Genomic DNA, 12405 nt, shown 5'->3' on the forward strand with positions numbered 1-12405 from the left:
ATCACGCTCCCGCTCGTCATCGCACCATCCGTGCCTTTCATCCGTGCCATCCGTGGTAAGGCAAAAATTCCCTCGCGGCATGCGCCGCTCTCGCCGCCATCCACGCTCGCGCTATTCCGCTGAAACTTTTCTTCGCCCCCGCGCGTCTCTTCGACAACCTCTCGCGCCCATGGCCACCGCCACTCGTTCGCTGCGTTCGCTCTCTCCTCAGGAAGCCTGGCAACCCCTCCCCGCCACCGAGTGGGACGAGGCCGCCGCCCGCCACCTCCTCCGCCGCATCGGCTGGTCGGCCACGCCCGCCGAGACCGCCCGCGCACTCCACGACGGCCCCGCCGCGACCCTGCAACGCGCTTTCGCCCACCCCGTCGCGTTCCCCAAGCCCGCCCTCATCGCCCAGCTCGAAGCCGACGGTCCCGAACTCCTCCGCGCCATGGGCCGCGGCGACGCCGAGCAAAAACGCCTTGCCGCCCAGGACGCCCGCGAGCGCTCCCGCGAGGCGCTCGCCGACATGACCGTGCAGTGGCTCCAACTCGCCGCGCAGCCCGCGAATGCGCCCTTCGAAAAATGGTGCCTCTTTCTCCAGGACGTCTGGGTCGTCGGCGCCGAGAAGGTCAAGAACTCCGCCCTCCTCTACCAACACCAGGATTGGATCCGCCGCGCCGCGCTCTCGACCGCACCGCTCCTCGCAAAGGCGATGTCCCGCTCGCCCGCGATGATCCTCTACCTCGACCTGCAGCAGAGCAAAGCCGAGGCGCCGAACGAGAATTTCGCCCGCGAACTCTTCGAGCTCTTCACCCTCGGCGAAGGCAACTACACCGAAAACGACATCAAGCAGGCCGCGCGCGCCTTCACCGGCTATCGGCAGGTTGCGGGCAAATTCATTTTCCAACGCCGCCAGCACGACACCGGCGCGAAGACCGTTTTCGGCACGACCGGCAACTTCGACGGCGACGGCATCATCGACCTCGTCTTCCGCCAAAAAGCCGCCGGCACCTTCATCCCGCGCGAGATGGTGAAGTTCTACCTGAGCGAGACCGCGCTCCCCGCCGAATACACCGACGCCCTCGGCGCGTGGTGGGCGCAGCAAGGCTACAAATTCGGCGCTCTCCTCGGCGCCTTCTTCGGCAGCCGCCTCTTCTACGCCGAGGAATTCCGCGGCAATTTCATCAAGAGCCCGCTGCAATACTTCCTCGGCCTCACGCAGGACCTCGACCTCACGCCCGCGCCGCTCGCGCGCCAAGTCATCGGCGCGCTGCGCTCGATGGGCCAGATGCCGTTCAACCCGCCCAACGTCCGCGGTTGGGTCGGCGGCCGCAACTGGATCAACTCCGCCACGCTCTCCACGCGCCGCGTTGTCGCCAACGCGCTGCTCAACCCGCTCAACGAGTCCACGCTCAACGCCGACGAGCTCTTCGAACTCGACGTCGCCGCCACCAACGGCGTCTCGAACTTCACGCTCGCCCCCACGCGCCTCGACGCGTGGGCCAAGCTCCCGCCCGCCGCCGCCGCCCGCGCGCTCCTCGACCTCGCGCTACCGTCCCAAGCCGACCCCGCGCTCGCCGACGAGCTCGCCGGCTTCCTCGCCAAAGGCAACGCCGCCCCGCGCGCCCGCGTCCGCACCGCCCTCGCCACGCTCCTCGAATCGCCCAACTACCAGCTCTGCTGAGCGAGCGGTCAGGCTTCAGCCGGACCAGAAGGAACCACGAATGGACACGAATTCACACGAATCCCGAACCGACAGGCCAAGATGCGCGCGCGAGAAGCCTCCTCGCACCGCCCGGCTCCGGCCCGTTCCCTCGCCATTTCATTCGTGTTTATTCGTGTCCATTCGTGGTTGAACCGAATTTCTCACTTCGACGCGTTCCTCCCCGCTCCTCTCGCTCCCAGCTCCCCGCTCCCAGCTTTTCTTCCCGATGAACAACCCGCACCCGTTCCTCCCCTCCACGCGCCGCGAGTTTCTCCGCTACACCAGCCGCGGCATCGGCCTGCTCGCGTTCAGCCGCTTCGCGCCGTCGTTCATCGTCGAGTCCGTCGCCGCCGAAGCGCCCGTCGCGGAAAAGGACCGCACCATCCTCGTCCTCGTCCAACTCGCCGGCGGCAACGACGGCCTCAACACCGTCGTCCCCTACGCCGATCCCAACTACCGCCGCCTCCGCCCGACGCTCGGCCTGCCCGAGTCCGATCTCCTCACCGTCGGCCACGGCATCGCCCTGCACAAAGCCTGCGCCCCGCTCCACGCGCTGCTCCAGGACGGCAAGCTCGGCATCGTGCAGAACGTCGGCTACCCCAACCCGAACCGCTCGCACTTCCGCTCGACCGAGATCTGGGAAACCGCCGCCAACTCTGACCAGACGCTCGCGACCGGCTGGCTCGGCCGCTACTTCGACAACGCCTGCGCCGGCACACCGGCCGGCACGCCGTGCGCCGTCAGCATCGGCAACGAGGTGCCGCAGGCCTTCCTCAGCGAGCAGAACCACGCCACCTTCAACCTTGCCGCCGGCGCGCGCGGCGGCCGCGGCGGCCGCGAAAATCTCGCGCTGCTCGAAAACATGCTCCAACGCCCGGCCGTCGCCGCCAGCGGCCCCGACGACCACGAGCACGACAACACGAGCTACCTGCGCCACACGATGATGGACGCGCTCGTCACCGAGAAACGCTTCCAGCAAATCCTGGCCGACTACCGCCCCGGCGCCGAGTATCCCGGCAACGCCTTCGCCGGCTCGCTGCGCAACGTCGCCGCGCTCATCGCCGCCGGCAACGCCACCCGCGTCTACTACGTCTCGCTCGGCGGCTTCGACACCCACGCCAACCAAGCCGGCGCACACGCCAATCTGCTCAAGCAACTCAGCGAAGGCCTCGCCGCTTTCCAGCGCGACCTCGAGAGCAAGAAACTCGACGGTCAGGTGCTCACGATGACGTTCTCCGAATTCGGCCGCCGCCCGAGTGAGAACGAGAGCAAGGGCACCGACCACGGCACCGCCGCGCCGCTCTTCGTCCTCGGCTCGCACGTGAAGTCCGGCCTGCACGGCACCGCCCCGAGCCTCGCCGTGGAGCACAACCAGGACCTCACCTTCTCGACCGACTTCCGCGCCGTCTACGCCACCGTCCTCGACCGCTGGCTCGCCTGCGACTCGCAAAAAATCCTCGGCACGAAATTCGCCCCGCTGACGTTCGTGTGACGTGGCGAAGCGTTCAGCGCTCAGCTCCCAGCGATCAGCGGTCAGCTTTCAGCGCCCAACCGGTAGGGGCGGTTGCCCCCAACCGCCCTCCCCTCGCGCCGCGCCGCAACGCCCAAACCGCGTTTCGATTCCCCTCGCGAGACCGCGCCCGGTAGCCCGCGCCCTCCGGGCGCGGGTCGATCGCCGCGCCACCCGACCGAGCGCCCCCGACTTCCGCCTTGCGGCTTTTTCCAGCGTTTCCGAAATTGGCCCGTGCGGAACCGTTCGGCTGGGCCAAGCCGGGCAGGTCGCAGCCCCCGTGCCCCGAATGTCGAACGAAGCCGATACCTGTCGAAAATTGGTCGTGCCGATGCTCCAAGCTGCCGGCTGGGATAACTCGCCGCACACCATCGCGGAACAGCGCAGCATCACCGACGGGCGCATCGTTCCGGTTGGAAAAGGCTTCATCCGCAAGCCGCCCAAGCGCGTCGACTACCTGCTCTGCTACGAGCGCAACCTGCCCCTCGCGGTCGTTGAGGCCAAAGCCGACTACAAGACCGCCGGCGACGGTCTTCAACAGGCCAAGGACTACGCCGAGACGCTCGGCTTGAAATTCGCCTACGCGACCAATGGCGCCGAGATCGTCGAGTTCGACTTCGTCACCGGCCAAGAGACTTTCGTTTCCGCTTACCCCACGCCCACGGAACTTTGGGCGCGATATCGCGCGGCGATGAACCTCACCGACGACGACGCGGCCGCACGGCTGGCCGCGCCGATGAACCGGGAGGTCAAGAAAGGCGAACGCTACTACCAAGAAATCGCCGTCAATCTCGCCGTCGCCGGCATCGTCACCGGCCGCCGTCGCCAACTGCTCACGCTCGCCACTGGCACCGGTAAGACCGCCGTGGCAGTCCAGATTTGCTGGAAGCTCTGGAGCACCGGCTGGAATCGCAAGGGCGAGCACCGCAAACCGAAGATTCTCTACCTCGCCGATCGCAGCATTCTCGTCGACGACCCGAAGGACAAGGAGTTCGCGGTGTTCGGCGAGGCACGCTGGAAGATCGAGGGCGGCGTCAAGAACCTCGGGCGTGAGATGTATTTCGCGACTTACCAGGCGCTCATGCCGCCGGATCCGAATCGCACCGACAAAACCAAACCGGGAACGCGCGCCTTCTACAAGGAGTTCGCCGCCGATTTCTTCGATCTGATCATCGTCGACGAATGCCACCGCGGCAGCGCTGGCACCGATTCCAACTGGCGCGATATCCTCACCTATTTTGAGCCCGCGGCCCAACTCGGGATGACCGCCACGCCGCTGCGCGACGACAACCGCGACACTTACCGCTATTTCGGCAACCCCATCTACACCTACTCGCTCCGCCAAGGCATCGAAGACGGTTTCCTCGCTCCCTACCGCGTGCACCGCGTCGTCACGGAATGGGACGCCGCCGGCTGGCGCCCGAGCGCCGGCGACCTCGATCGTTATGGCCGCGCCATTCCGGACGAGGAATACCAGACGCAGGATTTCGAGCGCGCCGTGGCTCTCCGCGCCCGCACCCGAGCCATCGCTCGGCATCTGACCGAGTTTCTCCAGCGCACCGACCGCTTCGCCAAGACGATCGTGTTCTGCGTCGATCAGGAGCACGCCGACGAGATGCGTCGCGAGCTCAATAACCTGAACGCCGATCTCGTCGCGAAGCATCCCGACTACGTTTGCCGCGTCACCGCCGACGAAGGCGCGATCGGGCGCGGACACCTGAGCAAATTTCAGGATATCGAGACGCAAACACCCGTCATTCTCACCACCTCGCAGTTGCTCACCACCGGCGTGAACGCGCCCACCTGCAAGAACGTCGTGTTGGCTCGCATCGTGTCTTCGATGACCGATTTCAAACAGATCATCGGGCGCGGCACCCGCGTGCGCGACGACTACGGCAAGCTGTGGTTCAACATCATCGACTACACGGGTTCGGCCACGCGCCTCTTTGCCGATCCTGATTTCGATGGCGAGCCAGCGCGCCTCAGCGAGAGCGACCTCGAAGGCCCGTATCCGGAAACCCCTCCAGACGACGACGGCGGCTCCGAAGAACCACCGCCGGACGACGGCGGCGTCATCATCGATCCTCCGCCCGGCGGCGAGCGCCGCAAATACTACTTCGACGGCGGTCAGGTCGCGATCGCTGCGCACCTCGTCTATCACCTCGATCCCGACGGCAAGCAGCTCCGCGTCGTCCGCTACGTTGACTATACCGCCGAAAAAGTCCGCGATCTCGTGCCGAGCACTCCGGAGCTGCGCGCCAAATGGGCCGACCCCGCGCAACGCGCCGACATCATCGCCAAGCTGCAAGAGCGCGGCATCAGCTTCGACGAACTCGCCGCGCAGGCCAAGCAACCCGAGGCCGACCCGTTCGACCTGCTTTGCCATCTCGCCTTCAACGCCCCGCTGCGCACCCGCCGCGAGCGCGCCCAGCAGCTCAAACAGAACAAGCCCGACTACTTCGCGCGCTATTCGCCCGAAGCTCGCGCCGTCCTCGACGAATTGCTCGAGAAATACGCCGAGCACGGCGACGCGCAGTTCGTGCTGCCGGACATTCTCAAAGTCCCGCCGCTCTCCGAGCACGGCCAGATCGGCGACATCATCAAACTTTTCGGCTCGTCGGAAAAGCTCCGCGCGGCCGTCACCGAGCTGCAGAACTCGCTCTATGCCTCGTAAGGCACCGGACTGCCATGTAATCGCCGGCTCCAACGGCGCGGGCAAGAGCACCTTCGCGACCGAGTTTCTGCCGCGACACGCGCGCTGCACGAACTTCGTCAACGCCGACTTGATCGCCCGCGGCCTGTCGCCGTTCGACCCCGCCGCGAGCCTCGTCCGGGCGGGTCGTCTGGTTCTGGAGCGCATCGTCGAGTTCGAGGCTGCCCGCACCGGCTTTGCCTTCGAGACCACGCTTTCGGGTCGGACCTACGTTCCAGTCCTTCGCCGGCTGCGGGCCCGCGGCTTCAGAATCCATCTTTTCTACCTCTGGATTCCCGACCCCGATCTCGCGCTGCTGCGTATTCGCGACCGAGTGGAAAACGGCGGCCACGATGTGCCCGAGCACGACGTGCGGCGCCGCTTCGACCGCAGCCTGCGCAACTTCTTCACGCTCTACCGCCCCCTCTGCGACACCGTGCACTTCTTCGACAACTCGTCCGATGTCCCTCGGCTCGTTTTCAAAGACCGAGCTGGAAAAACGACGGTCGTTGATTCACTCCTCTACTCTGAAATCCAGTCCTCGCTGTCGCGATGAAAAGAACTTCTCCGCTCACCCTCACCCAGAAGGCCGTCCGCGCCCTCGACACGGCCGTCGCCAAAGTCGTCGACGAGCACCGACGCCAGGGCCGCCCGCTGGCAGTCTGGCGTGACGGCAAGGCCGTGTGGCTGCCCGTCTCCGCGGCCGCAACCGCCGTCCAGGAATCTCCCGCCCCTTACGCGAAGAAGCCTCATGCCCCGCGCCGCTAAGCCCGCTCCCGCCGCCTCGCTCTCGCCCGCTCCGTCGTCCGCCGCTGCCTCCGCGAAGGCCGCGACCACCGCCCAATCCCTCGGCTCCCTGCTGAAGTCCGCGCGCGACATCATGCGCAAGGACAAGGGCCTCAACGGCGACCTCGACCGGTTGCCGATGCTGACGTGGATCATGTTCCTCAAGTTCCTCGACGACCTCGAGACGCAGCGCGAGCAGGAGGCCGAGCTCCGCGGCACCCGCTTCAAGCCCGCCATCGAGCCGCCTTACCGCTGGCGCGATTGGGCCGCCAACCCTCAGGGCATGACCGGCGACGCGCTCATTCAGTGGGTCAACCAGGACGAAGCCACCGGCCCCGACGGCAAGCGCGGCCCCGGCCTCTTCGCCTACCTGCGCCGGCTCACCTCCAGCAACGGCGACAACCGCCGTGACGTCATCGCGACCGTCTTCAAGGGCGTGCAGAATCGCATGGTCAGCGGCTACCTGCTCCGCGACGTCGTCAACAAGATCGCCGCCATCCACTTCACCGCCTCCGACGAACTGCACACGCTCGGCGCGCTCTACGAGTCGATGCTCCGCGAAATGCGCGACGCCGCCGGCGACTCCGGCGAGTTCTACACGCCGCGCGCCGTCGTGCGCTTCATCGTCCGCGCCACCGATCCGCGCCTCGGCGAGCGCGTGCTCGATCCCGCCACCGGCACCGGCGGCTTCCTCGTCGAAGCGTTCGAACACCTGAAGCCGCAGGCGCAGACCGTGCAGCAACGGCGCATCCTGCAGGAAACCTCCCTCTACGGCTGCGAGCCCAAGCCGCTGCCGTATCTGCTCGGCCAGATGAATCTCCTCCTGCACGGACTCGACGCCCCGCAGATCGACCCGGGCAACGCCCTCCGCTTCAAGCTCACCGAGCTCGGCGAGAAGGACCGCGTCGACGTCATCCTCACCAACCCGCCCTTCGGCGGCGAGGAGGAGAAAGGCATTCAGGGCAACTTCCCCGAGGACAAGCAGACCGCCGAGACCGCGCTGCTCTTCCTCCAGCTCATCATGCGCAAGCTCCGCAAGGCGCCGCGCACCGGCTTTGGCCCCGCTCGCGCCGCCGTCGTCGTGCCCAACGGCACGCTCTTCGGCGACGGCGTCTGCGCCCGCCTCAAACAGGAGCTGCTCACCGAGTTCAACCTCCACACCATCGTCCGGCTGCCCAACGGCGTCTTCGCGCCCTACACCAGCATCCCGACGAACATCCTCTTCTTCGACCGCTCCGGCCCCACCGAGCACGTTTGGTATTACGAGCAGCCGCTCCCCGAGGGTCGGAAAAACTACACCAAGACCGCGCCCATCCAGTTCGACGAATTCGCCGACTGCCTCGCGTGGTGGGACAAACGCCGGAAGAACGACCGCGCCTGGAAAGTCTCCGCCAAGGAACTCCTCGCCGCCGGCTGCAACCTCGACCGCAAGAACCCGAGCGCGAAGGAAGACATCACGCACCTCCCGCCCGAACAGCTCGCCGCCAGCATTCTCCAGAAGGAACAGCGCATCGCCGAGATCATGGGCCGCATCCAAAAACTCCTCGCGCGCTCCGGCAAATGAGCGCGTGGCCGAAAGTGAGGCTTGGCGAGGTGCTGCGGCGCGTTGAGCGTTTCGAGCCACGCGACGAGCTAACAGAGTATCCCTTTGCGGGCACCTACAGTTTCGCACGTGGAATCTTCGTCGGAGAACGGAAACTCGGCTCCACGTTCGCCCTACCGAAAATCCAACGTGTTCGTCAGGGCGATTTCGTCTACTGCAAGATCATGGCTTGGGAAGGAGCTTTCGGTCTCGTTCCTGCCGAAGCAGACAACTGTGTCATGTCCGGTGCGTTTGTCGCGTATGAGCTGCATCGAGATCGAATCGACGAACGCTTCCTCGGCTATTTTTTCAAGGTTCCCGACCACTGGCGTTCTATCGGCAGTCAAAGTTCCGGAACGAATGTTCGCCGCCAAAGCCTGCATCCAACTCAGTTCGAGGCGGCAGAAATCCCGCTACCGCCGCTGGCGGAGCAGCGGCGGGTGGTGGCGCGCATCGAGGAACTCGCCGCCCAAATCCACGAAGCCCGCACCTTCCGCCACCAAGCCACCGAAGAAGCCGACGCGCTTGTGCAGAATCAAGCCGGCAAAATCTTTGAGCGCCTGAGCCGCGAACATGAAGCTCGAGACTTCGGTAGTTTCTCACCGCATGTCACCAGCGGCCCACGCAATTGGGCAAAACACTACGAGACTTCAGGAGCTCGCTTTTATCGTGCTCAAGACATCGGTCCATCTGGCTCGGTAATCGAAGACTCTAAGGTTTTCATCACTCCTCCTCCGGGCAACCAAGGGCGCTCAGCCACCCTCCAAACCGGCGACCTAATGCTTGTGATTACAGGTGCGACCGTCGGCCGCGCGTGCGTCTTCCGTGGAGGACTCGAACCTGGATTTGTTAGTCAGCACGTCGCGATTTGCCGTCTGCCGCAGAGTGCGATCGATCCTGAATTCGCTTTGTGGGCGCTGCGTAGTCCATTCGGGCAATCCCAATTGCTGGGACAGCGTTACGGACAAGGAAAACCCGGGTTGAATCTCACGAACATCAAATCGCTGAAGCTTCCCTTTCCCCCGCTCCCCGTCCAACGCCGCATCGTCGCCGAGCTCGACGCGTTGCAGGCGGAGGTGGACGCGCTGAAACGCCACCAAGCCGAGACCGCCGCCGAACTCGACGCCCTCCTCCCCGCCCTCCTCGACCGCGCCTTCAAGGGCGAGCTCTGCGGGTCAGCGACGACGGTGAATATTTCCCCGCGGCGCCCCTAGATTTTGCCCCGCGGCCTGGTAGGATTGCGGCATGAACACGCCGGGCATCAACTGAGTGAGATCCGTTTCGATCGTGACGCCTGCTCCGGGCCAATTCACGCGCGTCTCGCTCGAAAAGAAGCGGCCCCATTCTCCCGTGTGGGAGCCCCGACTCGGGCCGACTGGCCGTGGTATCCACACTGGAGCATTGTGCGGCATGGTGCGGCAGGGTAGGAGTTTCGCGCGCCACCTGATGTCATGAGCACCAGCCCCGTTGCCAGTTCCGACACCCCGGCCTTCGATAGCCCGCGCTCGATCCGAGACTATCATTCCTACCTCCAGCGCGAGGTGCTCGGGCTCCCCGCGGTGGACGTCTGCGTGGGCAAGGGCGCATCCGATCATGCGATCGTCGACGGCTGGAAGGCCATCGGCCTCGTGCTCGGCACTCTCGGCATCACCGGCGGGCTCTCCATCGCCGACAAACTCCACCTCGACATCTTCAAGTTCGATGCGACCTCGAACGGCATCAACTTCCTGAAGTGGGCCGCCATCCTGGCGGGCGGCTACAATCTTTGGAGTTGGGCGACCAATCCCCAGAAGGATCTCGAAACGCTGCGGACGTGGCTCGTCACCCCCACACAGAAGCACAATCTCAACAACAACCACCGCCTCACGATCATCACCCAGATATTTCTGGTGTGTTCGATCTGCTTCACGGCGCTGTTCCATCCGCTTTACTTCGGGATCGCCGGCGCGCTCACCTATGCGATCAACTTCATCGGATTCTTCGTCGTGATGTCGCGAGTCGACCACGCGGTGAAGCAGGCCAAGCAGGCATGCGACGACTACGCCCCCGCCATCGCCCGTCCGTTTCTCCAGCAAGGCATCCAGTGCATTGAACAATGGTGGGGCGTCGGGGATGCCGAACGCGGACTGCTGAGCAACCGTCTTCAACGGCGTCACCTGATCTTGATCGCTCTTTTCCTCACCGTCGCCGTTTTCGGGGTCGTGGGGAATAACAACGGCCAAAACTGGCAGACTTGGCTGGCCTATATCATCGGAATCGTCGCTTTGGTCTACGCGGTCGTCTCAATCAGCCTCCTCCGCTCGAAACGCGAAGATGAGCTCGATGGTATCGACGCGAAATGGAGCGAGGCCGTCCATCGCCAGACCTACAAACGCGCGCCCGCTCGCTGAACCCCAAGCCCGCCGCGAGCGTTAGGTCGGGGACCGCCGTTGCCTTCGCGACGAATCCCTAATGGCGCAGCCGCACGATGCCGGAGCGCGCCACGTCGATTTTTGCTCGTCGCTCGCGCGCGCCGACCCTGCGGAAGTGCGCGGCGAACGACCGCGCCACGAGGGAGGACGGTTCCGCGGGCGCAAACTCCACCGCGACTTTTGCATCGGCCCCCCCACCGGCAGCAGCGTCGGCTTGCGCGGCCTTGTTTGATTCGTGGGCCGAAGTTGAGGGCGCTTGAGAGTAAGCGCCCCTACCGGGAGATTCCGCGGAACGGATGGGCGATTTACTCCGTCGGTTTGCCGATGCCGGAGGCTTTGAAGCCGATCTTCCGGAGCGCGGCGAGGTCGAGGATGTTGCGGCCGTCGAAGATGAACGCGGGCTTCGGCATCGATGCGTAGATCTTCGCGTAGTCGAGTTTCTTGAACTCGTCCCACTCGGTCACGATCGCGATGGCGTGCGCGCCGGCACAGGCTTCGTAGGCCGATTGCGCGATGCTGAGGCGCGCGTCGGACCCGCTCTTGCCGAGCACGTCGGCCACGATCTCGTCGGACGGGACCTTGGGATCGTAGACGCACACCTTGGCGTGCTCGGCGAGCAGGTCGCGGCAGACGTTGATCGCGGCGGTCTCGCGCGTGTCGTTGGTGTCCTTCTTGAAGGCGAAACCGAGCACGGCGATTTTCTTGTCGGCGACGGTGTTGAAGAGCTCCTTCACGATGCGGGCGGCGAAGCGCTTCTTCTGCCAATCGTTGATGCCGACCACGTTCGTCCAATAAGCGGCGACCTCGGGGAGGCCGAAGGACTCGCAGAGGTAGGTCAGGTTCAGGATGTCCTTCTGGAAGCACGAGCCGCCGAAGCCGACCGAGGCCTTGAGGAATTTCGGGCCGATGCGGCTGTCCTTGCCGATGGCGTTGGCGACTTCGTCGACGTCGGCGCCGGTGGCTTCGCAGAGGGCGGAGATGGAGTTGATCGAGGAGATGCGCTGCGCGAGGAAGGCATTGGCGACGAGCTTCGAGAGCTCCGACGACCACAGGTTGGTCGTGATGATGCGCTCGCGCGGCACCCAGCGGGCGTAGACGGAGACGAGCGACTCCACGGCCTTGTCGCCCTCGGGCGTGCGCTCGCCGCCGATGAGCACGCGATCCGGCAAAATGAGGTCCTGCACGGCGGTGCCTTCCGCGAGAAACTCGGGATTCGAGAGCACCTGCGCCTGCAGGCCGGAGCCGTTCGACGCGAGGATCGAGCGGATGGTGTCGGCGGTTTTGACCGGAATCGTGGATTTCTCGACGATGATCTTCGAACCGGTGGCGTGTTGCGCGATCGTCCGGGCGACGGACTCGATGTAACGCAGGTCGGCGGCGCGACCGGCGCCGACGCCGTAGGTCTTCGTCGGCGTGTTGACGGCGACGAAGATGATGTCGGCCGACTTGATGTTGCCGGCGACATCGGTGGTGAAATGGAGGTTCTTCCCGCGGGCCTGCCGCACGACTTCGTCGAGGCCGGGCTCGTAGATCGGCAGCTTGTCGCTGTTCCACGCGGCGATGCGCGCGGCGTTCATGTCGACGACGTTGACCTGAATGTCCGGGCACTTGAGCGCGATCATGGCCATGGTCGGCCCGCCAACGTAACCCGCACCGATACAGCAGATTTTCATAGGGGAAAGAGGCAGGTTGGCTGCCGCACCGCGCAAATCCAAGGACGATTTTCCCGGGCCACCC

At 65.1% G+C, this 12405-nt stretch carries 9 protein-coding genes; 8 read left to right on the forward strand and 1 reads right to left on the reverse strand.

Features of this window, described 5'->3' with window-relative positions; all coding sequences use genetic code 11:
* Positions 1-169 precede the first annotated feature (169 nt).
* The 8 genes from KF715_03335 to KF715_03370 all read left to right on the forward strand — a co-directional run bounded on the left by KF715_03335 (position 170) and on the right by KF715_03370 (position 10647).
* Positions 170-1666 (forward strand): DUF1800 domain-containing protein, encoded by a 1497-nt coding sequence (locus KF715_03335; protein ID MBX3735699.1) that lies wholly within the window; start codon positions 170-172, stop codon positions 1664-1666.
* Positions 1667-1913: 247 nt separating this feature from the next.
* Positions 1914-3179, forward strand: coding sequence for a DUF1501 domain-containing protein (locus KF715_03340; GenBank protein MBX3735700.1), 1266 nt, complete (start codon positions 1914-1916; stop codon positions 3177-3179).
* A gap of 307 nt (positions 3180-3486) precedes the next feature.
* Positions 3487-5871, forward strand: a complete 2385-nt coding sequence (locus KF715_03345) for a DEAD/DEAH box helicase family protein (GenBank protein ID MBX3735701.1) — start codon at positions 3487-3489, stop codon at positions 5869-5871.
* 109 nt (positions 5872-5980) lie between these two features.
* Positions 5981-6445 (forward strand): zeta toxin family protein, encoded by a 465-nt coding sequence (locus tag KF715_03350; GenBank protein MBX3735702.1) that lies wholly within the window; start codon positions 5981-5983, stop codon positions 6443-6445.
* Positions 6442-6657: a hypothetical protein gene (locus KF715_03355; GenBank protein MBX3735703.1), complete on the forward strand. Its 216-nt coding sequence runs from the start codon at positions 6442-6444 to the stop codon at positions 6655-6657. The genes KF715_03350 and KF715_03355 overlap by 4 nt, the downstream gene beginning before the upstream one ends.
* The gene (locus KF715_03360; GenBank protein ID MBX3735704.1) at positions 6641-8239 is read left to right on the forward strand and encodes an SAM-dependent DNA methyltransferase; all 1599 of its coding nucleotides are present in this window, start codon (positions 6641-6643) and stop codon (positions 8237-8239) included. The genes KF715_03355 and KF715_03360 overlap by 17 nt, the downstream gene beginning before the upstream one ends.
* The gene (locus KF715_03365; GenBank protein ID MBX3735705.1) at positions 8236-9471 is read left to right on the forward strand and encodes a restriction endonuclease subunit S; all 1236 of its coding nucleotides are present in this window, start codon (positions 8236-8238) and stop codon (positions 9469-9471) included. Before KF715_03360 ends, KF715_03365 begins: the two co-directional genes overlap by 4 nt.
* 237 nt (positions 9472-9708) lie before the next feature.
* Positions 9709-10647, forward strand: coding sequence for a hypothetical protein (locus tag KF715_03370; protein ID MBX3735706.1), 939 nt, complete (start codon positions 9709-9711; stop codon positions 10645-10647).
* A gap of 326 nt (positions 10648-10973) precedes the next feature.
* Here KF715_03370 and KF715_03375 read toward each other — a convergent pair whose 3' ends face one another.
* Positions 10974-12341, reverse strand: coding sequence for a UDP-glucose 6-dehydrogenase (locus KF715_03375; GenBank protein ID MBX3735707.1), 1368 nt, complete (start codon positions 12339-12341; stop codon positions 10974-10976).
* Between the last annotated feature and the right edge of the window lie 64 nt (positions 12342-12405).

Source organism: Candidatus Didemnitutus sp., assembly GCA_019634575.1.
Lineage (GTDB): Bacteria > Verrucomicrobiota > Verrucomicrobiia > Opitutales > Opitutaceae > Didemnitutus.

Bases quoted from the DNA above. Each gene is read 5' to 3' on its own strand.
- KF715_03335 (MBX3735699.1), top strand. From the start codon at position 170: ATGGCCACCGCCACTCGTTCGCTGCGTTCGCTCTCTCCTCAGGAAGCC.
- KF715_03340 (MBX3735700.1), top strand. From the start codon at position 1,914: ATGAACAACCCGCACCCGTTCCTCCCCTCCACGCGCCGCGAGTTTCTC.
- KF715_03345 (MBX3735701.1), top strand. From the start codon at position 3,487: ATGTCGAACGAAGCCGATACCTGTCGAAAATTGGTCGTGCCGATGCTC.
- KF715_03355 (MBX3735703.1), top strand. From the start codon at position 6,442: ATGAAAAGAACTTCTCCGCTCACCCTCACCCAGAAGGCCGTCCGCGCC.
- KF715_03360 (MBX3735704.1), top strand. From the start codon at position 6,641: ATGCCCCGCGCCGCTAAGCCCGCTCCCGCCGCCTCGCTCTCGCCCGCT.
- KF715_03365 (MBX3735705.1), top strand. From the start codon at position 8,236: ATGAGCGCGTGGCCGAAAGTGAGGCTTGGCGAGGTGCTGCGGCGCGTT.
- KF715_03370 (MBX3735706.1), top strand. From the start codon at position 9,709: ATGAGCACCAGCCCCGTTGCCAGTTCCGACACCCCGGCCTTCGATAGC.
- KF715_03375 (MBX3735707.1), bottom strand. From the start codon at position 12,341: ATGAAAATCTGCTGTATCGGTGCGGGTTACGTTGGCGGGCCGACCATG.